Annotated in this window: 19 protein-coding genes; 10 read left to right on the top strand and 9 right to left on the bottom strand. The window is 39.2% G+C overall.

Annotation, left to right across the window (positions count from 1 at the left end):
• Window positions 1-39: 39 nt before the first annotated feature.
• Both P2W72_RS09085 and P2W72_RS09090 read right to left on the bottom strand, forming a co-directional pair.
• Window positions 40-477, bottom strand: a complete 438-nt coding sequence (locus P2W72_RS09085; RefSeq protein ID WP_276361202.1) for a hypothetical protein — start codon at window positions 475-477, stop codon at window positions 40-42.
• 72 nt (window positions 478-549) lie between these two features.
• Window positions 550-1,326, bottom strand: a complete 777-nt coding sequence (locus P2W72_RS09090; protein ID WP_276361204.1) for a helix-turn-helix domain-containing protein — start codon at window positions 1,324-1,326, stop codon at window positions 550-552.
• A gap of 118 nt (window positions 1,327-1,444) precedes the next feature.
• On the opposite strand from P2W72_RS09090, the gene P2W72_RS09095 reads away from it, so the two are divergent.
• Window positions 1,445-1,795, top strand: coding sequence for a GIY-YIG nuclease family protein (locus tag P2W72_RS09095; RefSeq protein WP_276361206.1), 351 nt, complete (start codon window positions 1,445-1,447; stop codon window positions 1,793-1,795).
• On the opposite strand, the gene msrB is transcribed toward P2W72_RS09095, so the two are convergent.
• From msrB to P2W72_RS09110, 3 genes are all read right to left on the bottom strand, one after another.
• Window positions 1,796-2,284 (bottom strand): peptide-methionine (R)-S-oxide reductase MsrB, encoded by a 489-nt coding sequence (gene msrB, locus P2W72_RS09100; protein ID WP_276361209.1) that lies wholly within the window; start codon window positions 2,282-2,284, stop codon window positions 1,796-1,798.
• 128 nt (window positions 2,285-2,412) lie between these two features.
• Entirely contained in the window at window positions 2,413-5,541 is a 3,129-nt protein-coding gene (locus P2W72_RS09105) for a basic secretory protein-like protein (RefSeq protein WP_276361211.1), read from the bottom strand.
• 86 nt (window positions 5,542-5,627) lie between these two features.
• Window positions 5,628-8,093, bottom strand: a complete 2,466-nt coding sequence (locus P2W72_RS09110) for a transglycosylase domain-containing protein (RefSeq protein ID WP_276361214.1) — start codon at window positions 8,091-8,093, stop codon at window positions 5,628-5,630.
• Window positions 8,094-8,191: 98 nt separating this feature from the next.
• Between P2W72_RS09110 and P2W72_RS09115 the strand changes: the two genes are divergently transcribed.
• Window positions 8,192-9,073 carry a polyphosphate kinase 2 family protein gene (locus tag P2W72_RS09115; protein ID WP_276361216.1) on the top strand — a complete coding sequence of 294 codons (882 nt, stop codon included), beginning with the start codon at window positions 8,192-8,194 and terminating at the stop codon, window positions 9,071-9,073.
• Between the two features lie 5 nt (window positions 9,074-9,078).
• On the opposite strand, the gene P2W72_RS09120 is transcribed toward P2W72_RS09115, so the two are convergent.
• The 3 genes from P2W72_RS09120 to P2W72_RS09130 are packed head-to-tail and all read right to left on the bottom strand — an operon-like array spanning window position 9,079 to window position 11,356.
• Window positions 9,079-9,372 carry an N-acetyltransferase gene (locus P2W72_RS09120; RefSeq protein WP_276361219.1) on the bottom strand — a complete coding sequence of 98 codons (294 nt, stop codon included), beginning with the start codon at window positions 9,370-9,372 and terminating at the stop codon, window positions 9,079-9,081.
• Between the two features lie 8 nt (window positions 9,373-9,380).
• Window positions 9,381-10,172 carry an amidohydrolase gene (locus tag P2W72_RS09125; RefSeq protein WP_276361222.1) on the bottom strand — a complete coding sequence of 264 codons (792 nt, stop codon included), beginning with the start codon at window positions 10,170-10,172 and terminating at the stop codon, window positions 9,381-9,383.
• A gap of 41 nt (window positions 10,173-10,213) precedes the next feature.
• Window positions 10,214-11,356: a methionine aminotransferase gene (locus P2W72_RS09130; RefSeq protein ID WP_276361225.1), complete on the bottom strand. Its 1,143-nt coding sequence runs from the start codon at window positions 11,354-11,356 to the stop codon at window positions 10,214-10,216.
• A 101-nt stretch (window positions 11,357-11,457) separates the two neighbouring features.
• On the opposite strand from P2W72_RS09130, the gene P2W72_RS09135 reads away from it, so the two are divergent.
• The 3 genes from P2W72_RS09135 to P2W72_RS09145 are packed head-to-tail and all read left to right on the top strand — an operon-like array spanning window position 11,458 to window position 14,513.
• Window positions 11,458-12,237 (top strand): queuosine precursor transporter, encoded by a 780-nt coding sequence (locus P2W72_RS09135; protein WP_276361226.1) that lies wholly within the window; start codon window positions 11,458-11,460, stop codon window positions 12,235-12,237.
• A gap of 12 nt (window positions 12,238-12,249) precedes the next feature.
• Entirely contained in the window at window positions 12,250-13,359 is a 1,110-nt protein-coding gene (locus tag P2W72_RS09140) for an alpha/beta hydrolase family protein (RefSeq protein ID WP_276361228.1), read from the top strand.
• Window positions 13,356-14,513, top strand: coding sequence for a prolyl oligopeptidase family serine peptidase (locus tag P2W72_RS09145; RefSeq protein ID WP_276361230.1), 1,158 nt, complete (start codon window positions 13,356-13,358; stop codon window positions 14,511-14,513). The genes P2W72_RS09140 and P2W72_RS09145 overlap by 4 nt, the downstream gene beginning before the upstream one ends.
• A 73-nt stretch (window positions 14,514-14,586) precedes the next feature.
• Here P2W72_RS09145 and P2W72_RS09150 read toward each other — a convergent pair whose 3' ends face one another.
• Window positions 14,587-15,318, bottom strand: coding sequence for an FKBP-type peptidyl-prolyl cis-trans isomerase (locus tag P2W72_RS09150; protein ID WP_276361233.1), 732 nt, complete (start codon window positions 15,316-15,318; stop codon window positions 14,587-14,589).
• A 367-nt stretch (window positions 15,319-15,685) separates the two neighbouring features.
• Between P2W72_RS09150 and P2W72_RS09155 the strand changes: the two genes are divergently transcribed.
• The 5 genes from P2W72_RS09155 to P2W72_RS09175 are packed head-to-tail and all read left to right on the top strand — an operon-like array spanning window position 15,686 to window position 23,518.
• On the top strand, window positions 15,686-16,375 hold the full coding sequence (locus P2W72_RS09155; RefSeq protein WP_276361236.1) for a lysoplasmalogenase: 690 nt from the start codon (window positions 15,686-15,688) through the stop codon (window positions 16,373-16,375).
• Between the two features lie 57 nt (window positions 16,376-16,432).
• Complete coding sequence (locus tag P2W72_RS09160) at window positions 16,433-17,155, top strand: hypothetical protein (protein WP_276361238.1); 723 nt, start codon at window positions 16,433-16,435, stop codon at window positions 17,153-17,155.
• A gap of 2 nt (window positions 17,156-17,157) precedes the next feature.
• The gene (locus tag P2W72_RS09165; RefSeq protein WP_276361241.1) at window positions 17,158-19,944 is read left to right on the top strand and encodes a TonB-dependent receptor; all 2,787 of its coding nucleotides are present in this window, start codon (window positions 17,158-17,160) and stop codon (window positions 19,942-19,944) included.
• A gap of 1 nt (window position 19,945) precedes the next feature.
• Entirely contained in the window at window positions 19,946-21,091 is a 1,146-nt protein-coding gene (locus tag P2W72_RS09170; protein ID WP_276361244.1) for a DUF4249 domain-containing protein, read from the top strand.
• A gap of 27 nt (window positions 21,092-21,118) precedes the next feature.
• Window positions 21,119-23,518, top strand: a complete 2,400-nt coding sequence (locus P2W72_RS09175) for a hypothetical protein (RefSeq protein WP_276361247.1) — start codon at window positions 21,119-21,121, stop codon at window positions 23,516-23,518.
• Window positions 23,519-23,530: the final 12 nt, after the last annotated feature.

Genomic DNA, 23,530 nt, shown 5'->3' on the forward strand with positions numbered 1-23,530 from the left:
GGCTGTTATAGGCCGCTTTTCTTATCAATCTGATTTAGATTATTGATTTTTTCTTTTCTCCATCATTTGCTGATGATGTTGCTGCATTCTTTCTTTTTGCTTCTCTCTCGCTTCATTGAGTATTTTTTGCTGCTCTTCAGTAAGGATTTTATTAAGCTGTTTATTGTGTTCTTCCATCATTTCACGACCCTTTCCCATCTGCTCTTTTCTTATTTTTTCTTGTGATTGACGCATTTTATCCATTTTTATGGCACGTTCCAGATTGAGTGCATAGATCTTTTCTTTTTGCTCTGCAGTTAGATTTAATCTTTTCTCCATCGCATCAGTCATCATTTTAGCACGTTCTTCAGGAGATTTCATTTCCCCTTTCCCCATCATCATTCCTGTACCCGGTCTGCCTTTATGCAGAGTATCCTGTGAATAAGCCGCACCGGTTAATCCAATCAGCAGTGCAGCAGTCATAAATAAATTCTTCATATCTGTATTGTTTATTTTTACTGATAGATAGTTTTATTTGAATAAGGTTTAAATCTGATCTGTTAAAATGTGTTAAGATTTATTTCTGTCGAGGTTAGAGATAGATTTTTGCATTTGAGATACCATGTGTGTCAGCGTTTCGAGAGTTGGTTCAGGTGCAGGTTCCGGAAAACTGGTACTGATGTATGCCTTTGCTTTCCATATTTCCAGCACATCTTCACCGGGTATAGTGTAGGCTTCGTACACCGGATTGTCTGAGATCAGTTTTAAAGATTTATTTTCCCTGAATCTGTTACCTATGCGTTTATAGACAATGCCATCATTCTTACTGATTACCACATAGGTCTCTCCGGGCTTCAGATCATTCCAGTTACTGAGATACTCTCCAACAACAACTGTCCCTGACTGAAGAGGAAGCATGGAGTCACCTTTTATTTCAAATGCCCGGTAAGTCCCCTGACGAAACATCGGCAGGTGAAATTTGGGGAGTTCAGATATGTATTCCGGATCGCCATACCCATTGAGGTATCCTGCACTTGCTTTGACCGGAACAAGTTCTATATTTTCCCGATCCTGACTATCTACAGATATACTGAGTACACGGATATTGGCCGGATCGCCTTTAGGCTTTGGTTTCCATCTGTCATCGATTCTTTCGTTGACAAGTTCATCCATAGAAAGCTCATAAAACTCTGCAAATTTCTTTAGCAATTCGTACTTCGGTTCTGCGCGATCCTCTTCATATGCTCCAACCAGTGAGCGTTTGATCTCAAGGCTGTCTGCGAATTGCTGTTGGGTAAGTCCTTTTTTCTTGCGGAGGTACTTCAGGTTGGAAGAAATGTTTGACATTTTAAAATAAATTTGGAAATACTAAAATTGTTAGTAAATTTATGCTCATAAAATTAGCAATTATTTACAGAACAAACAATTTATTTTTTAATATATGCCGATCCTAATTAAACCAGCCATGAAGACCAAGAAATTTGTTTATTTAGTTACAGACAGAAACAGAAGCTGTATACATGTAGGTATGAGTACTGACCTGATGAAAACCATGAGTTTTTACAGGCAGATGCCTAATTTATTTTTTGATGCCGGACAACAGCTGACCCGACTGGTTTATTTTGAGGAGCTAAATTCAGAGAGTTCTGCCTTAGAGCGTTTTAATCTGATTAGTAAGTTTACACGTATCCAGAAAGACAGAATGGTCAGGTCTGTAAATCCTGACTGGATAGATCTGACCATTGGACTGGATTTTGAGCAAATTCTAATTTCAGGAATGAAACCGGTACACATGCCGGTAAGTACTTTGTCCTGATTATTTTTTTATGAATTTCAGGGCAGCTGAGTTCATGCAATAACGTTTTCCGCCTTTATCCTTTGGGCCGTCATCAAAAACGTGCCCCAGATGAAGTCCGGTTTTTGTTTCTATGACTTCATCGCGAATCATTCCATGGCTATTGTCGGTTACTACTGTGATTACTCCTGATTTAATAGCCTTTGTAAAGCTCGGCCATCCACTGCCTGAGTCATATTTATCATCTGAACTGAATAATGGTTCGCCTGTTGCTGCACTAACATAAATACCTTTAGCATAGTGTTTATCGTAAGGGTTTTTGAATGGCGGTTCTGTTCCACGCTTTACCATAACCTCAAAAGTCATCGGACTCATAATTTTTTTCCATTCAGCTTCTGATTTCTGGATAGGGAATGTTGCAGTATTTTCTTTGCTTTTACTTTTGTTCTGTGCGCAGCTTGTACATGTAATGAACAATACCAGACCTGCAATGCTTAATAGTGCTTTCATAATATTTTAATATGTAGAACTAGTCGAATAAACGTTAATTCATATGATCTAATCTATTGAATTACGAATTTTAAGTGAATAAAGTTTTTTCAACAAAAAAAGCGATCATTTGATCGCTTTTTTTGTTCTTACCAACCCGGTGCAAAGACCAATCCAAATATTCCGAGATTAACATCTTTCCTCTGGAATGGAATTGCATAATAGGGCTCCAGTACAAAATATCCAAACACATTAACCCTTAAGGATACACCGGCACTCATTGCCGGAACACGTTCGTAATAACCTGTAGTTGCTCCTCCTATTTTACGTGGCTCACTTCTGAAAGCAACTTTTGAGTTATTGTCATAGGCTAATCCCATGTCAAAGAAGAGGTTCAGGTCTGAGAACAGGAACTTAGACTCAATAGCAGCAAGTTTTTTAGGACCTGTAAATGGAAGTCTCAATTCAAAGTTTGCAACTGCCAGGCGCGAACCTACCAGTTGATTGATATCAAAACCTTCACCGGTTACACTACTGCCATTTTTGTAGAATGAGTTAGCTTCGTAACCTCTGATCAGGTACCCATAACCGGCGTACATTTGGTAAAGGCGACTTTCATCACGTCCGAATCTGGTATAGGTATAAAGTCTTGCTGCAATTGTTATTGGTTTTACCCGTACATATCTTCTGCCGTCAACGGTTAGGGCATTCAGTTTGTAATCGCCCTGGTAATTTTCAATTCCTACTCTGTACCTGAAGCCATCAAGAGGGGAGGTAACTCCTGAAAATGAGTTATCGCCTACAAAAGCTGCATTCAATTGCACAGTTGTGAAAGGATCGAAGTTTACCCCGTAAGTCTGGAATGCCTCTTCTTTTGAAAGTTTCTCTCTGTCGCTACCTATTGCATAACCTGTATTATAACCGTAGTAATTGTTATAACGGTCGATACGGTAGCTATATCGGGAAATACCACTACCTGCTTCAAACCTGTGATTTCTGGAGAATGGATAGGATCCGAATACCTGAAACTGATCTTCAAATGTGCGTATAATATCGTATCGTTCAATATAAGTTTGCCCTACACCCGGAAGATTTTCAACAGCAGCTGTGAATGATCCTGATACGTAAGGAATATGTGAACCTACAACTCCCCAGTTAATCCGGCTTTGCTGATTAACGTAAGCTACCTGTCCGCCGAAATCATAGATCTCACCATTTACCGCAGCTGTTGCAAAAATCTGATTTCTACCGAGAATATCACTGAATACCCCCTGAATACCGCTGGATAGACCTGTACCAAAGCGACCTACAGAAGCACCTACTCCGTTACTCGATAAATAGTCGAGTTTGAATTTAGGCTGATATGCAATGGTACGGATCGAATCCTTAGGGATCCTTTCAAATCTTTCGAAATTATTAAGATTCGCATTAATAATGTTTACTCCGACAGATTTGGCAGGGGGAAGGGCAGCAGCATCAAAGTTTAACTCCTGATTTCCAACATTCTGTTCTTTAAAATCAGAAGCCTTTGCGTTGTATATTGTATACTTCTGGGCTCTGTAATAGGAATAAACGATATCATCTTTTGCTGATACGCTTAAGGCAGGTGAATATTCAGTAATACCACTGATACCAGTGAAATAATCGGTCAATTGTTCTACTGATTTATTTTCGACAGAATATTTGTACATATTTCTGAAGCCATCCCTGTTAGAGAGGAAATAAATGCTCTTACTGTCTGCAGAATACTGAGGATTCAGATTGTTGGCGCCATCAAATACGTCCAGATTAGTGATTGACTTAGTAGCAAGGTCCATTACTGCCATGTTCAGCGTAATATCTACACTTGTTGCTGATCTGTCAAAAGTTGTTCTGTCTGTACTGAATACCAGGGATTTTCCGTCTTTTGAATAACTAGGATGATAATCTGAATATTTATCATTAGTTAACTGAGTCAGTAATTTAGTTCTGAGATTGTATTGATAAAGGTCATTCTGGCCTTCCTTTAAGCCTGAAAAAGCAATGTCATTTCCATTAGGTGCCCATGTAATATTGCTAAACTCCTCAACTTTTCCCATAGCTTCCATAGACAAGGTCTTTCCACTTGAAATATCGATGATAACTAATTTATTTACTCCTGCACTGAATACACTGAAGGCAAATTTTTTACTGTCGGGCGACCAGGCTCCTGCAGATTCAATAAAGTTGTATTCATCTATATCCCCGTTCTTGGCTTTGCTGGAAAGTTTTCTGATGATCTTCCCTGTTCGGGCATCAGCCAGAAAGAGGTCTATACTTAGCAGATCTTTTTCTGAAAGGAAGGCAATATAATTACCGTCGGGTGAAATAGCAGGAGCAACATTATAATGTGATCCTCCATTTTTTTCATCAATAATCTTTTTACCGACTGGCACTTGTGCCGTGTCTTTCAGATAGGGTTTATAAGTATTTTCTATACTCGTTTTCCAAAGACTTGATAAAGTACGGTCATCGTATCCAAAAGTACGTCGGATAGCCATTTCATAGCCATATTTGGCAGTTTCCTTGAAAAAAGGTACAATAACTGTATCACCATAGGTTGATCCGATGTATGACCAGAATGCCTGTCCGTACCTATACGGGAAATACTTGTTTGAGGTGGTTAAATCCTTCAGGGTAGGGATATCTTTGTTCAGAAATGCATCGCGCATCCACATGGAGGTATAAGAATCCTGTTTTCCTACTGAAAGGTATTCTGCCATACCTTCAACCATCCACAGTGGTAAATTGCCGATATTTTCAAGATTGGTTGAATCGCCCTCGATTAGGGAGTGATATTGGAAGGCATGTACCAACTCATGACCCAAAACATGACGTGTCTGATGGTTCAGCTGTGATATGGGCATGATAACCCTGTTCTTCATCCCCTCAGTTACACCACCGGTTCCTACACCAACTTCGCCGCTTAAAGCTGTTGTTTGTTGAAAATCAGGATGATTAGCATAAAGAATGAAAGGGTTCTTTTTCAGGAAGGTATCGCGGAATACCTGCTGATGTAATTCGTACCAAACCTCGGCCTCTTTGGCGAAACGGTGTACCAAACTGTCATTTTTCAGATAATAGTACAGGTCGAAATGTGGAGTTTCATAAACTTTGAATTTAAGATTTTTATACCTGACCTTATTCTGGCCGAAATATTGTGCCTGAACATTATTGATAGTGCCTGAAAATAAAAGGAATATCAAGAAAAATATTAGCCGGAATCCCGGCATTCTTTTGGCAATTTTACTCTCTCTCATTTTATATATAAATGATGTTTCTCTAAAATACGTAAAAATATCTATTTCGATTTTTGCTCTGCTCAATAAATCAGAGGAATGTAAAATCAATTATTTTGTTTTGCTCTGTTTTGTTTTCGCTCTTCCCTGATCTCTTTACGGGTTTTTTGTATTTCGACAGCAGGCTCAGGTGTTGACCTGACCGGAGTTTTATTTTCTGAAGGCTGAGAGTTTCTGCTCTCCTGTACTTTTGCAGTATTATTTTGAGTTGAAGGTGGAGATTGATTTAATGAGGTATCCTGTATATCCTGCGGAATATAAAGTGAATCAATAATCAACGAATCAACTGCACTTGTATCGGAAGAATAATTAACCGTTTCACATTGGTATTTGCGTGTTATTTTTACTTTGGGTTTAGGAAAAGGCCCCGGTTTTATTCCGAGTGATTCATCTTTGTAAACTTTTTCCATAAATTTTCCGAAGATAGGCAGGGCTGTACGTGAACCTTCACCTGTTTGAGAGGTTTTGAAATGTACACTTCGTTCGTCACAGCCAACCCATACGCCTGTAACAAGATCTTTGGTTACTCCCATATACCATCCGTCGACATAATCAGATGATGTTCCTGTTTTGCCGCCTATCTGATTGTTGTTTTTCCAGAGATCCCATTCCCATAAAGCCTGGGACGTTCCTCCCGGCTCTTCCATACCACCTCTTAACATGTACAGCATGAGGTAGGCAATCTCTTCGCTTAAGGTTCTTTCCTGTTTAGATTTGAACTCCTCAATAAGATTCCCGTCCAGATCTTTGATCTTTTCAACCAAAATAGGTTCTGAACGTATTCCATTATTCAGGAAGGTACCATATGCTTTAACCATTTCAAATACGCTTACATCATTCGGACCCAGACTCACTGAAGGGACAGCTTTCAGATTGCTTTCAATTCCGCAGGCATGGGCATATTTTACAACATTGGCCGCTCCTACTTTTTCGGTAATCTGTGCAGTTATTGAATTTACCGATTTACCCATTGCCCATCGAAGCGACATTTCTCTGCCGGAAAAATTATAATCTGCATTTTTGGGTTCCCAGTATTCGGTTTTACCTTTGTTTTCATAAGGTATTTTTACTGCCTGATCAATGAATTTATCGCATGGGTTCATGCCAGATTCCAGCGCAGCAAGATAGGCGAAAGGTTTAAATGTTGAACCAGCCTGTCTTTTTGCCTGATTAACGTGGTCATATTTAAAGTATTTGTGATTGATACCTCCAACCCAGACTTTAATATGTCCGTTGAATGGATCCAATGTCATCATGCCGGTATTCAGAATTTTAGCATAATATTTAATGGAATCGATCGTAGAATAGCGAACTTCTTTTTCTCCATCCCAGCTGAATACCTTCATTTTTTTAGGTTTATTCAGATAGAAATTAATCGAATCAAGATTGTTATCAAATCGTTTTTTCAGAAACTCATAATAAGGAAGACGTTGTGCCGCTTTTTCAGGAAAATCGGGAATCTCAAGTCCGTCGGAGGTTCTCCATGGGTTTTCGTTGCCCCATACATTTTCAAATCGTCTTTGAAGGATTTTCATTTGATGAGTAACAGCTTCCTCCGCGTATTTCTGCATTCTGGAATCAATTGTTGTATAGATTTTAAGTCCGTCACCATAAAGGTCATATCCATTCTCCTCACACCATTTTTCGAGATACCTTGAAACGGCAGAACGCAGGTATGAACCACCGTCACTTCCTTCATCCAGGCTGCCCTGGGTTAGTTTAAGAGGTTTAGAACTGTATTTTTTAAATTCCTTTTCTGTCAGATAATCATATTTCTGCATTTGGGTAAGCACGGTATTACGCCGTTCCAATGATTTTTCAGGGTTTCGGATAGGGTTATAGGTTGTTGTTGCTTTAAGCATACCAACCAGTACTGCAGCTTCTTCTACCTGTATTTTGTTTACATTTTTATTGAAGTAGAGTTTTGAAGCAGTTTTAATGCCAAATGTATTATTCCCAAACGGAACTGTATTCAGGTAAAGTGTCAGGATTTCCTCTTTACTATAGTAATTTTCAAGTTTATAGGCGGTAACCCATTCTTTAAGTTTGTAAACAATGGTTCTGACCAATGGAATGTATTTGATCAGGCCCTCAGACTTTCTGTTCCTCGTGCTGTACAGATTTTTAGCCAGTTGCTGGGTAATTGTACTTGCTCCCCGTCTGTCGCCGGTTGCTGTTGATATAATACTTGATATTAATGAGCGAATATCAATGCCACTGTGTTTGTAGAATCTTACATCTTCAGTAGCAACCAGTGCATCAACAATTGCCGGTGCTATACTATCGTATTCAACAGGGGTACGGTTCTCTTTGAAGTATTTTCCAATAAGTTTTCCGTCAGATGAATAGAGTTCAGAAACGACATTCATATTTGGGGCTTTAATATCCCTCCTGCTTGGAGAATACCCGAAAAGCCATAAAAAGTTGATCTCAAGGGCGCAAAAGAAGATAACTATGAAGTATAAAGTTATTGCTGCATAGCGAAGACGCGTATTTTTTATTCTTCTGAACATATGGTAAATATGAGGAAATCGTGTTTAATATGATGAAAATATCTCTGATTTTCTGATAGCAGTTTATTTAACGTAAAGAGCCTGCTAAAATTTTTAAATTGCTTATATTTTATGTTATGGAAGATCTGGTTAAAAAATTCAAGGTCAGAAAAGGAAAGCATTTTAATCTGAAGCTTCAGGACCCCGCTTTTTCCGGAATTTATGATAAGGAAAATGCCGCCGAATTACTCAGCGAGCTGAGCATGGAAATGAGCGAACTTCAGGAAAGAATGTATGCGCTCAATAACAAAGCACTTTTAGTTATTTTTCAGGCTATGGATGCTGCAGGCAAGGATAGTGTTATAAAGCATGTGATGAGGGGATTAAACCCGCAGGGTTGTCAGGTATTCAGTTTTAAGCAGCCCAGTGCAGAGGAGCTTGATCATGATTTTATATGGAGGCATAATAAAGCCACGCCTGAAAAGGGGAGGATTGGCATTCACAACAGGTCTCATTATGAGAATGTGCTCGTTTGCAGGGTTCATCCTGAATATCTGCTTAATGAAGTTGCCGGCAAACCCGATGCGGCTTTCTGGGAAGGGCGTTATGAAAGTATCCGGAATTTCGAGAAACATCTGGTACAGAATGGTACTGTGGTCATTAAATTTTTTCTTAATCTTTCTAAAAATGAACAAAAAAAGCGTTTTCTGGAACGAATAGATAATCCTTTGAAAAACTGGAAATTCAATCGTGCGGATATTGAAGAGCGGAAGAAATGGAATGAATATATGAAAGTTTATGAAGAGGCTATAAATGCCACAAGTGAAAATTATGCCCCCTGGTATGTTATTCCTGCAGATAAAAAGTGGTTTACCAGAATTGCTGTCAGTAAGATCATTATCCATACTTTTCAATCCATGGAAATGGATATGCGCCCGCTTTCAGCCTCTGAGAAAAAGAAGCTTGAATCCTGCAGGAAATTATTGCTGAATGAAAAGTAGTCAGTTCAGGTTTGTTTGAACAAAACATCCCGATAGGCTGGGTTTTGTTCAATGATTGATTTTGCTATGATGCAAAGGGGAATTACTTTGATGTTTTTATCTCTGGAATAGTTTATAAGGGCGTCAAGCAACTCTGATCCGGCTTCATTTTGCTCTGGTAATTCATTGTTAATCGTGGTTTGATCAAGTAACATCTTATCTGCACCGGCAAAACTGTAGCTTATTTCAGCAAGCATTTTGTTGCCTTCTTCTATATAAAAAACACCTTTATGAGTGTTTCCACGATGTTTAATCACCATTTTGTTATTCAAAATCGATTATTTTCGTTTAATTTAAAAGTATCAGCATCTTTCAGGAATGGAAATGAAGTCCGTGCATGAGTAAGGTCTTCCTTATTTATACTAAAGGTATAAAGATCTTCATCATTGGGTTTATAATACACCACCTTTCCAAGAGGGTCAATGCACATTGAATCTCCTGAATGATAAATTTCATTGCCATCATGACCTATACGATTTACTGCAACAACAAAGGCCTGATTTTCAATTGCTCTGGCAGGAATAAGTGTTCGCCAGTGTAAGGAACGGCGTTCAGGCCAGTTGGCTACGATGAGGAGTATATCGTATTCTTCATTAACATTTCTCAGCCAAACCGGGAAACGAAGATCATAGCAGATCATCGGACAGATCTTCCAGCCGTTCAGTTCTACAAATAATTTCCTGGTACCGGCGGTATAATGCTGATCCTCTTCACCTAATCCAAAAAGGTGTCGTTTGTCATAATATTCAAATGATCCATCTGCGCGCATCCAGATAAGTCGATTGTAGTATTTTTTATTTTCCCGGATGATGATACTGCCTGTAACAACAGCATCGAATTTTTTTGCCTGTTCCAGCATCCACTTCATGCTTCGGCCATTCATTTCTTCAGCAAATTTTTCAGGATTCATTGAAAAGCCTGTGCTGAACATTTCCGGAAGTACTATCAGGTCAGTCTTTTCACGGATAGAAGATAGTCGCAGCCCGAGATTTTGCAGGTTCTTGTCTATGTTTTCCCAAAAAAGATAGGCCTGAAAGGTGGTAATTTTTAGTGTACTCATCTGCAGGTATTCATACGGTAGTGTATTAATAAATGTTGCTTTTATACTTTTGCTAATTTATTAACGGCCTTTTCAAGAGTTTCTTGTTTTTTGGCAAAACAAAAGCGTAAAACTTTATGATCGGTGCCTTTACTGTAAAAAGCTGAAACAGGTATGCCTGCAACACCAAATTCCTTTATGATCCTCATTGCCAGGTCGGTATCTTTCTCATTACTTATACGGCTATACTGAACCGATTGAAAATATGAACCGTAGCAGGGAAGCAGGTCAAAACGCGTTTCTTTCATCAAGTTATGAAAAAAATCCTTTTTAACCTGAAAAAAATCACTGACTTCCAAATAATTACGTTCATTTTTCATGAAATCGGCTATCGCAAACTGTACAGCCGAATTGACACTGAACACCTCGTACTGGTGTACTTTCCGAAATTCACTCATCAGCCATTCCGGAGCAAGGCAATAGCCAACTTTCCAGCCGGTTGTATGGAACAGCTTTCCAAATGATGCTGTAATGAAACTTTTCTCTCTCAGCTCAGAGAACCGCGAGATACTTAAATGCTGCCTTCCGTCGTATACAAGATGTTCATACACTTCATCACTAATAATCAGGATATCCTTATTGCGTGTAATTCTGATCAGTTCTGACATGTCACTCTCAGTGAGTGTTTTTCCTGTCGGATTATTAGGGGTATTCAGAATAATCATTCTGGTCTTTTCGTTAATCAGCTTTTCAACTTCAAGCCAGTCTGTTATATATAAAGGAGCACTTAATTCAACTGATTTCACTATACCACCAAACAGAATGACAGAGGGGGCATAAGAGTCATAAGCCGGTTCAAATATGATTACCTCATCTCCGGGTCTGATGACACATGCTACAGATGCAAAAATAGCCTGAGTACCTCCGGCCGTAATCGTTATTTCAGTTTGCGGATCATACTTTGCACCATGAAGTTTTTCCTGTTTTTCAGAGATTCGCTCTCTGAGTGCAGGAACTCCCGCCATCGGGGCATACTGATTATAACCGGCTTTCATATACCGGTTAACCAGCTCTACAAGTTCAGGGGAACATTCGTAATCGGGAAATCCTTGTGATAGATTGATGGCCTGATATTGATTGGCCAATTGAGACATGACGGTGAAAATAGTTGTACCAATCCCCGGTAATTTTGATTTTAACTGCATATTAAAGCCTAAAATAGAAAATTATCATCATCCGGATTTGGAATGTTTTATTATTCTTCGGATTTAATTATTAATTTGATAATCAAATTATATTAAGCTTAATGACTTATAAAACAAAAGAAAGCCGGTTGTTTCTGGTGCTTGGAGCTTTTCTGATTGCTAATGCTATTCTCGCCGAATTTATAGGAGTTAAAATTTTTACTGTTGAAGGCTCACTGGGGATAGAAAAGTTCAATATTAATATGTTTGGTGTGCCGGAACTTTCATTCAATATGTCGGCTGGTGTGATAACCTGGCCGCTTATTTTTATTATGACGGATATCATTAATGAGTATTTCGGACTAAAGCAGGTACGCTTTCTTTCAATACTTGCAGCAATTCTGATTAGCTATGCTTTTCTGGTAGTTGGATTCGCCATAGGTCTGATCCCTTCAGATTTTTGGATCAGTCAGAAAATTGATGGAGAAACTGTTAATATGAATCTGGCATTTAAAGGTATTTTCGGTCAGGGGATGTGGATTATTGCAGGCTCAATTATTGCATTTTTAATAGGCCAGATGGTTGATGTATTTCTTTTTCACCAGATAAAACGCAATACCGGGGAACGGCTTTTATGGCTGAGAGCAACCGGATCGACACTTGCATCACAGTTTATTGACAGTTTTGTAGTAATCTTTATTGCATTTTATCTTAATCCTCAATACAGCTGGAGCTGGCAGATGGTGGCTGCAATTGGTTTGGTAAATTATACCTATAAATTCGTTGTAGCAATATTGATGACTCCATTGCTCTATTTTGTTCATGGTATTATCGACCGGTATTTAGGTAAAGAACTATCTCAGAAAATGATTTCAGAAGCAGCCGGAAACACTAACAATTAAAAATATTATTCTATGAAAAACTATTTCCTTTTGATTACAGGCCTTTTTATTTTTAATATTTCCGCGCTTTCAGCTCAGGAGATATTATGGAAAGAACAAGCCGCATTTGATGGTGTTCCTGAATATTACCAAAAGTGGAATTATCCTGATTTTAATTTTCCTTCAGACCAGAAAGCATGGGATAAAGAACGTTTGAAAGTCAGGGAAACCCTGAAAGGCCTCCTTGGAAATATTCCGTCCCGCCCTGAAAAACTAACTGTCAGAACGCTTTCCAAAAAACAAATGAACGGGTATATCCTTGAGAAATTCATTATTGATAATGGTATTGACGGATGGATTCCGGGATATCTGGCCATACCAACAAATGTTAAAGGGAAGGTTCCTGTAGTTCTGGGAATGCATGGTCATAGCAGTAGCAAGGAAAACGTTTTCGGAATAAATTCAGCTACAGCTCAGGATGTTTTAGCTCTGCTTATTTCAAAAGGCTATGCGGTTATGGCAATTGATAGTTATTTTAACGGAGAGCGTAAAGGAACCGGTCCTGCCGGGATACTGGAGACACAGGCAAAGGGAGCAGATCAGGAATCTTCACAGTTTAAAATTAATTTATGGTTTGGCCGTTCACTCTGGGGGATGCAATTACGTGATGAACAGATTGCTCTGGATTATTTAAACAGCCGGCCTGAGATAGATTCTGACAGAATTGGTGCTGAAGGCATGAGCATGGGGAGTACAAGAGCATGGTGGCTGGCCGCTCTTGATGACCGGATCAAAGTAGTAGTTGGAGTAGCTTGCTTCACCAGATATAAAGAATTAATCGAGCAAAGGGAGTTAAAAGCACATGGTATTTACTATTTTGTTCCAGGAATGCTGCAACATTTTGATACTGAGGCGGTAATGGGGCTTATTGCTCCCAGACCTTTTCTGGCACTTACAGGAGACAGTGATGCCGGTTCTCCGGTAAGCGGAATGAAAACACTGGAGAAAAAGCTGGATACTGTTTATTCACTTTACAAGCAGAAAGAGAAGTTTAAGAGTATCATTTATCCCGAAACGGGGCATGTATTTACTGACGATATGAAAATCGAGATGCTTGATTGGTTAGAAAAATATCTGAAATGAAAAAAATACTCAGAAAATCAGGATATCTGCTTCTTCTTGCAATAAGCTCAATGTCACTTTTTGCCCAAAAAAGTGCGAAATCCTCTGCAGCTGCTAAACCAATCCCGGAAAAGATAGCAGCCCATTTTATAGTTCCTGAAGCATATAAAAATCAGTATGGTGCTTATCGTCCTGTTTTAAAGTTTTATAACGGTGATTCTGTTAAAACTGCGAAGGACTGGACCCGGAGAAGAGAAGAGATCCTTTCAAGATGGAACTCGATGATGGGGCAGTGGCCTGCACTGATTCAAAAGCAAAGCTTTGAAATGCTTGATACGGTACAGCTTGATGGTTTTGTAAGATACAAAGTGAGATTCAACTGGTTACCCGGACAAAAAACGGATGGCTATCTGATGATACCGAACAGCCCCGGAAAGAAAGCTGCGGTGATCACGGTTTACTATGAGCCTGAAACATCGGCTGGATTAGGAAGGTCGGATCTCCCTGACAGAGATTTTGCCTATCAACTGGCTAAACGTGGCTTCGTTACTCTTTCTATAGGAACTACAGAAACTACTGCCAATAAAACTTATTCACTTTATTATCCTGGTATTCAGAATGCAAGTGTTCAGCCTCTTTCATTACTGGCGTATGCAGCTGCTAATGCCTGGAATGTACTTGCCGGCATAAAAGATGTTGATTCAAAAAGAATTGGAATTATGGGGCATTCATATGGGGGCAAATGGGCAATGTTCGCATCGGCCCTGTATGAAAAATTTGCCTGTGCTGTCTGGTCTGATCCTGGTATTGTATTTGATGAGACCCGCGAATCTGTCAATTACTGGGAACCCTGGTATCTGGGTTATTATCCTCAACCGTGGAGAAAAAGAGGTTTGATTACCAATGAGAATCCTGCCGGTGGACTTTACCCAAAGCTTGTTGCTGAGGGGTACGATCTCCATGAACTTCATGCTCTGATGGCTCCACGCCCATTTATGGTTTCCGGAGGTTCAGAAGATCCATCCAAACGATGGATTCCCCTGAATCAAACTATTGCCGTAAACCGTTTGCTTGGATACGAAAATCGTGTTGCAATGAGCAACCGCCCTGAACATGCCCCAAATCCTGAATCGAATGAGGCAGCATTTTTATTTTTAGAACATTTTTTGAAATAATTACGAATTACGAATTACGAATTACGAATTACGAATTACGAATTACGAATTACGAATTACGAATTTTTAATTCCTAATTCTTAATTTTGATCAGTTCTACCTCAAAAATCAGTGTGCTGTATGGTGGAATATCCTGCCCGGCGCCACGTTCTCCATAACCCAGGGTATAAGGAATAAAGAAGCGGTATTTGGAGCCTGCCGGCATTTGCTGCAAACCTTCAGTCCAACCCGGAATTACTTGATTGAGTACGAAAGATGTTGGCTCACCCCGGTCATACGAGCTGTCAAATTGTTTGCCATTGGTTAATGTTCCTTTATAATGAACCGTAACTTCATCTGTTGCAACAGGTTTTGCGCCGGTTCCGGCAGTTAAAACTTCATATTGAAGTCCGCTTGGCAGAGTCACAATACCTGCTTTTTTCTTATTCTCATTCAGGAAATTAGTAGCTTCTGCAATCACTCCTTCAAATTTTTTTCTTTCAAGGGCAGTCAGAAAGCCGTAGATCACTTCCTGTGATTTTTCAGGGCTAAGAATTACATTTCCTGCTGAAAAAACATCATTCATTGCTTTAGATACCATTGTATAATTAAGATTGTTTACTCCCCTCATTTTCAGGTCGTTTGCAATGCTTGATCCAAAAGCATAGCTGGCAGAGTCTAACTGGGTTTTCAAAGCCGGAGCACTTACTGCTGGTTTTGCAGCAGCAGATTTAGCCGGAGTGGTTTTTGCAGCAACTGGTTTGGATTGTGCAAAGCCGTTGGCTGACAGGGCTGAAGCTGCAAGAATTATTAAAAAACGTTTCATTTGTATTTTATATTTTGAGTGTAAAATGCTTCTGAAATTGCTGAAGCGGTCGCTAATATAGACAGCCGGATGGAATATTAAACAATAATGTCGTGTATTTTTTCTTTCCGGTTTAAATCTTAAATTGTGGTAATAAAAGTCGGCTTTATGACCGGAAGCTATCTGATTTTATGCAGTATACCCGTTATTATTGGATTAATGTCTTACGGAAGCCTTGATGGAACATAAACCCAGGGCTTTAAAAATTGAATGTTTCTGCCATTCATGTTTTTTGGGGAAAGATTTTTTTATAGATTTAATTACCCTAAATACAATTCTTATCATTTTTTCACTTTTCTGGTTCAGTAAGCTAAACCGGCAATAATTTATGTCAAAAAATCATACAGCCTTTACGCTGATTTTCATAGTGATTATCCTCCTGAATCTGATAGCTCAATCAAGCTTTTTCCCGGGGATGAATCTGTATGTAAAGCCTTTGATCTGTCTTTCACTGGCAATCTATCTCTATAAAAATGTAAATATGAGGGCGGGGTTTAACAGGTTTGTACTGGCCGGACTCGTTTTTTCTCTTTTTGGTGATTGCTTTTTGTTGTTTGCCGGATCAGATATTTATTTTTTTCTTTACGGACTGATTTCATTTCTGCTTGCTCATATTGTTTATTCGATGGCGTTTGTCAGGGACTTTAAGAACAATCCGGATGCATCAAAGTATTACGGACATCTGATGCTGTTTTGTATGGGTGTATTTTCCATGTCTTATTATACAATGATTCGTGACTATCTGAATGATTTCAGAATACCGGTTATGGCTTATATGTTTGTCATTTCAGTAATGGCGATTCTGGCCGGTTACCGTTACAGGAGAGTAAATTTAATCAGCTTCAGAATGATTTATCTGGGGGCAATATTTTTTGTAATCTCTGATTCGGCACTTGCATTTAATAAGTTTGTTCAACCGTTCTCTTCAGCAGGATTTATCATCATGTCTACTTATATGATTGCTCAATATCTGATTACTATTGGAACAATTGAACGAATAGTAATTCCTGTGAAATGATAAAATCAAAACTGTATATTGGGTTTACTATATGATACGAAAATTACTTTTTTAATTATGTTCAGAACCTACGGCCTGCTCCTTGCAGTCTTTCTGCCTTTTTGTGGTTATAGTCAGTCATTGAAAGAACATCATATTGAATCTGATGAACTTAGTATTGTAAAGTCCCAATATATAAAAGCCACTGCCAATCAATCTGGGTTATACCGCGGTTCTGATTATATCGGATATCCGCTGCGTTTTAAAGGCGGGCATCAATTCTTTGAATTGGCAGAACCTGCTTATGGAACCGTATTTTACGATGGGATGGCTTATAAAGATATCAGAATCTGGTTTGACATAATGAAGGATCAGGTTCTTGTTCAACATACTGACGGTATTTCCAGAATAGTGCTTCACAATGAGCTTGTTGAAGAATTCAGCATCTTCGGACATCAATTTACTCATATCCGGGCAGGCGAATCTTCTATGTCTGAAGGTTTTTATGATCTTGTTTATCAGGGTAATACCGAGGTTTTGGTAAAACGTTCAAAAGTCACTGTGAAGGATGTAAGTTTAGATGGGGTATTTCTAAAAGTCCTCAGACAAAGAAATCAGTTTTTTATAAAGAGGAATGGTAATTACTATGTTATTGAAGGTCTTGGTTCTGTACTGAAAGTGCTTGGGAGCAAACAGAAAGAAATTCAGGCTCATCTGAAAGAGAACAAACTTAAGTATAGAAAAGAACCGGAAGAGACTATTGTAAGGGCAGTCGCTTTGTTCGATAAATTAAAGGGATGACAATGAATTTAAAGAGATCCTTGATTTTATTTTGCCTCATTTTCTTTGTCTTTATCTCCAATGCTCAGAATAAACAGGTCCTGATCAGTGCAGAGTATAAAAATGCCACAATCAGGGAGTTTGTTTCTGATCTGGAGCAGAAAACTGATTACCGTTTTTACTATGATGCCTTACAATTTGACAGTTTGCGTGTAACACTCAGTGCAAAGGATGACTCGGTTAGTTCTATCATCAAAAAAGCATTTCTGAATACGAAATTCCGATTCGCGATTGATTTAAAACACAATGTTTTTTTAACGAAAGACCTTGAGATCTTTGCGTCTCTGCCTTACGGGATATTTGATAGCGAGCGTGATTCATTAAAATGGAAGGGGCAGCAGGAAATTCTTGCTCTTGCGGATCTCAGTGCTGCAGAAGTTCAGTCTGTTCAGAGTTCTGCACTTTCAAATAAGATTGTTCAGATCGGTAATAAGAATGCCCCGCAAAAGTCGGGTAATATTTCACTGGCCGGCTATGTACGCGATGCCAAAACTGGTACACCTGTAACCGGAGCAGCAGTTTTTATTGAGCAGCCGCGCATTGGTACATATACTGATCAGTTCGGATATTATTCTCTGGCCCTGCCCAGAGGCCCCCATGTTTTAAATATTAAAGCCCTTGGTATTATTGACCTTAAACGTCCGATCATACTCTATTCGGAAGGCAAACTGGATATTGATATTCAGTCGCAGGTATTGTCATTAAAAGAAGTTATTATTTCTGCTGAAAGTTCTGCGAATGTCCGTAACGTTCAGATGGGTGTACAGAAACTAAGTATCAGCTCGATCAAGCAGGTGCCTGTGGCTTTCGGGGAAGCAGATATTATGAAGGTGATGCTAACTCTGCCCGGTGTAAAATCGGTTGGTGAAGCCGGGAATGGGTTCAATGTCAGGGGAGGAGCCGTGGATCAGAATCTGATTCAGTTTGATGATCTCACCATTTATAATCCATCTCATTTTTTTGGTTTCTTTTCTGCATTCAATCCAGATGTGGTTAAAGATGTAGAATTGTATAAAAGTAGTATTCCTTCCCGCTTTGGCGGCCGTCTGGCTTCGGTACTTGATGTGAACAGCAGAGACGGCAATAATAAAAAGTTAAGCGGAAAAGCCGGGATCGGACTATTAACAGGACGGATAAATCTGGAAGGCCCGATTATCAAAGACCGCACATCTTTTATCATGGGGGCCAGAACAACATATTCCAACTGGATACTTAAGTTACTTCCCGACGATTCTGGCTATAAGAACAGTAAAGCGGCTTTTTATGATATGAATTTGCGAATCAGTCATAAAATCAATGATAAGAACAGTCTTTATATTTCGGGTTATCTGAGCGATGACAATTCCAATCTGGGTGGCGATACTACTTTTACCTATAGTAATAAGAATCTATCATTGAAATGGAAACATATTTTCAGTAATAAACTTACCGGGCTTGTAGTTGGAGGATTCAGCAGATATCAATACGATAATCAGAGTGACCAGAATCCTGTAAATGCCTATAAAATGGCATTTGATATCAATCAGGCTAATTTCAAGACAGATTTCAACTATTATCTAAGCCCTAAACATACCATAGATTTTGGTTTGAGTTCTATCAGATACCAGCTTCATCCGGGAACTTATCTGCCACTTGGAAGCAGGTCGCTCGTAGTGTCAAATGTGCTTCAAACTGAACAGGCAATAGAGAGTGCAGCTTATTTAGGCGACAGATTCGATCTCACAGATAAACTGTCGCTGGATCTTGGTGTCAGATATTCCATGTTTAACTATCTGGGTCCCAAAAGTGTTAATCAGTATCTGCCTGGTTTGCCTGTAGAACCGGGAAATAGCACCGGAAGTACGAATTATCAGAAGGGAGAGCTGGTTAAGACTTACCATGGGCCGGAAATGCGTTTTTCCGGACGCTATCAGTTCACTGATGCCTTGTCGGTAAAGGCAGCATATAATACACTCCGGCAATACATTCATTTGCTGACAAACAGTACAGCCATTTCTCCAACAGATATCTGGAAGCTGAGCGATCCTAATATTAAACCGCAATATGGAGATCAGTTCTCACTGGGCTTATACCGGAATTTCAAAAATAATACGGTGGAATTGTCTGTTGAAGGTTATTACAAACGTCTTAAAGACTATCTTGACTATAAAAGCGGAGCTTCTTTAATTATGAATCATCACATTGAAACGGATGTGCTGAATACGAAAGGTAAAGCTTATGGAGTAGAATTTCTGATTAAAAAGCCGGTCGGAAAACTGAACGGCTGGATAGGATATACTTATTCGCGAACTTTACTTAAAACAGATGATCCGACGGTGGGTCAGTTAATCAACCGGGGAAATTACTATCCGGCAAACTTTGATAAACCAAATGATTTGACCCTGGTTGGAAATTACCGCTTTTCACATCGTTTCAGCGCATCATTTAATGCAACATATAGTACCGGCCGACCAATAACTGTTCCTGTTGGTAAGTATTATTATGCCGGATCGCTGCGTGCCAGTTATTCAGACCGGAATGCTTTGAGGGCCCCTGATTATTTCCGTACCGATTTCTCGGTTAATATTGAGGGTAATCATAAAATACATCAGCTGACTCATAGTTCATGGACGATCGGAGTCTATAATCTGACTGGCAGGGATAATGCCTATTCAACTTATTTTATATCTCAGAAAGGTGTCATCCGCGGATATCAGCTTTCTATTTTCGGGAATGCTATCCCTTTTGTAAACTATAATATCAGGTTTTAACATGATCAGAAGAATTTATATACCTGTATTTCTCGTGCTTCTGTTCTTTTTGAATCAGGCATGCAAAAAGCCATTTGAGCATGAGGGAATCAAGGATGCACCGAGCCTTTTAGTAGTGGAGGGAGTGATTAATCCTTCAGGCATCACTAACATCTATTTAAGCCGTACCCTTAAACTGGCGGATAAATTAAAGGCAAATCCTGAAATCAAGGCTAAAGTTCAGATTGAAGGACCCGCTAATGCTGTATTTCCATTAACTGAAAATACAGCAGGAACCTATTCTGTAGCATCTTTGAATCTTAATCCAAACCTTCAGTACAGATTAAGAATTAAAACTGTTTCAGGCAGGGAATATCTTTCCGATTTATTGAGTGTTAAAAACACTCCGGTAATTGACAGTCTGAACTGGCAGAGAACAGCTGCCGGCGTAGGAATCTATTCCAATGCCCACGACTCTCAGAATAATACCAGATATTATCAGTGGGATTATGAGGAAACCTGGGAAATACGCTCGATTGCATATTCCGAATTTTTATTAAAAGATGGGGCAATGATAAGCAGACCCGTGCCCGAAATGGAGCTGTTATTTACCTGCTGGAAGAATGAACGTTCAACTGATATTCTGATTACATCAACAGATAAATTAAGTGCTGATGTAGTCTACCGTTTTCCTCTTGCATTTATACCCAGTCGTTCAGAGAAACTGGCAGTGAAATACAGTATTCTGGTGAAACAATACGCCATTAGCAGGGAAGCTTACGAGTATCTGGGTTTAATGAAAAGAAACTCAGAACAGCAGGGGTCCATTTTTGATGTTCAGCCTACTGAATTAAGAGGAAATATTAAGAGCCTGACTGATCCTTCGGAACAGGTTATAGGCTTTATTGGAATTTCAACTATCAAAGAGAAGAGAATTTTTATTGATCGTATGCAAGTTGCTGACTGGAATTTCAATCTGGGCTGTGAGATGATTGTGGTTAAGAATGACAAAGATAGTTTACAGGTTTTTGGACCAAACCGTGGTATGCTGGCTACAAGTTCCAATCTGGGTATGACAGGTACAGTTGTATCCTACAATGGAAGTACTCAGAATTGTGTTGACTGCAGAACCAGAGGAGGAAATAATGTTAAACCTGCATTCTGGTAGATAGATTTAAGGGATATGCGAAGCAAAATGATTTTACTCTCAAGGACCATATTTTATGTGCTGCTTATGGCCGGTGCGACAGCGTCTGTTTATGCACAAGCTATTCCTGCTGATACTATTGCCTCCAGACTTTCTGCATTTGCAAAGAATAATCTTCAGGAGAAACTCTTTGTTCATACCGACCGGGATTTCTATCTCGCGGGCGAAATTGTATGGTTTAAGGTTTATAATACCAATTCCATTAACAATAAACCTTTGGATCTGAGTAAAATCGCTTATGTGGAGCTGATGGATGAAAGCGGGAAAGCAGTGTTACAGGCAAAAGTTTCGCTTGAAAAAGGAAGTGGCAGCGGGTCTTTTTATCTTCCTGTATCTTTAAGCGGTGGAAATTATCAGTTAAGGGCCTATACCAATCTGATGAAGAATTTCAGTGCTGATCTTTATTTTGAAAAGACACTTACGGTATTAAATACCTCTTCAAAACCCGACAACACTTCTTCGGTTTCAGCATTCGATATCCAGTTTTTCCCGGAAGGAGGACAGCTGATTGAGAATATGGAAGGGAAACTGGCGTTTCGGGCAACTGATAATCATGGTAGAGGTCTGGAGTTTAGCGGGATAATTCTTGATCAGGATAATAATATGATCAGCCGGTTTCAGCCTCTTCAATTCGGCATAGGCAGTTTTATTTTTACTCCATTGGCAGGAAAGTCATATAAGGCGCTGATTGAAATTGGGGGTAAGACCATTGCTAAAGAGTTACCGGTGTTAAAATCGGGTTATTCCCTCCGTTTGCTTGAATCGGGGGATCTGATCAGAGTTGTTATTCAGGCAAGTTCAGGAGTACCATCTCAGGATCTCTCTTTACTGGTTCATACCAGACAGGATCCTAAAGTAGCAAACCGGATTAGTATAAATGCTAACAGGGAAGATGTTATTGTGAACAGGGATAAACTGGGAGATGGTATTTCTCATTTCACTTTGCTAAGTAGTACCGGAATTCCGTTGAGTGAACGTCTTTACTTTAAGCGTTCTGCTGAAAGTTTAAATTTTAAAATCTCAGCCGGTCAGGAAGTGTTTCAATCCAGAAAGAAGGTTACGTTGAATCTTGAATCAATGGATGAGAAGAATGAATATTCAAATGCAGATGCCTCAATTGCTGTATATGCTGCAAATGGTATTGATGCACCTGTAGCTGATATTCAATCATATTTATGGTTGAAATCTGAACTCAGAGGAAATATTGAATCTCCGGGATATTATTTCACTAATCAGGGTGAGCGGGTAAAGGAAGCATTAGACAATTTGATGCTCACACATGGCTGGAGAAGATTTGTCTGGGAGGAAGTACTGAAAAGTAAGAATGTTTCAATGCAATATTTACCGGAATTGGAAGGGCATATTATAAGTGGAAAGATTATTAATGAGCAAACGGATAAAGCAGCAGATAATATCACTGCTTATCTTTCTGTCCCGGGTAAGAAAACTCATTTGTATGGGGCTAAGAGCAATACGAGCGGAGATATTCGGTTTTTTACCCGCGATATCTATGGCCTTTCCGAAATCATCGCACAAACAGATACAAGAAAGGATTCTATTTACAGAATTGAAATTGCCAGCCCTTTTTCCCTGATTCCAACATTCAGAAACTCGTATGGCAAAACGTTTAATGAGCAAGTCAGGCTCCAGCTTTTAAGCCGGAATATTAGTATGCAGGTTCAGAATGTTTTTGCTGCAGAAAAGCTCAGGACATTCTATCCGATTAAAGTTGACAGCAATGCATTTTATCTAAAGCCCGATAAGAAATATCTGCTTGATAATTTTATGCGCTTTAACACGATGGAAGAAGTGCTTCGGGAATATGTTGTCGAAGTACCTGTTTTGCGTCAGAAAGACGAATATTTTGTCGGAGCAATTGTAAGACCATTTACAGATGCGGTACCTCAGACGGTAGAACCACTGATTATTCTGGATGGGGTACCTGTTTTTGATAAAGGGAATAAAATTATCCGGTATGATCCAAAGAAGGTAAAGGAGCTGGAAGTGTATATGAAAAAATATTTTCTTGGACCGCTCAGCTTTAACAGTATTTTGAATTTTACAACCTATAAAGGAAATCTGGAAGGCTTTCAGCTCGATCGCAGAGCAACAATTATGGACTATGAGGGGATTCAACTGAAACGTGAATTCTATTCTCCGGTGTATGAAACAGAGTCGCAGCTTTCTGACCGTAAACCTGATTTCAGGGATTTATTGTATTGGTCGCCGGAGGTTAAAATTGATGCTTCCGGAAAGAAAACAATCAGTTTTTATACTTCAGATCAGGAAGGTATTTATACCATTGTACTTCAGGGTATTTCAGCTGAGGGGAGATCTGGAATTGTAAAAAGTAGTTTTCAGGTTAAAGGCAGAACTATTGCTCAGTGATTTATATATTAA

This window comes from Daejeonella sp. H1SJ63 (genome assembly GCF_029360775.1).
Taxonomy (GTDB): domain Bacteria; phylum Bacteroidota; class Bacteroidia; order Sphingobacteriales; family Sphingobacteriaceae; genus Daejeonella.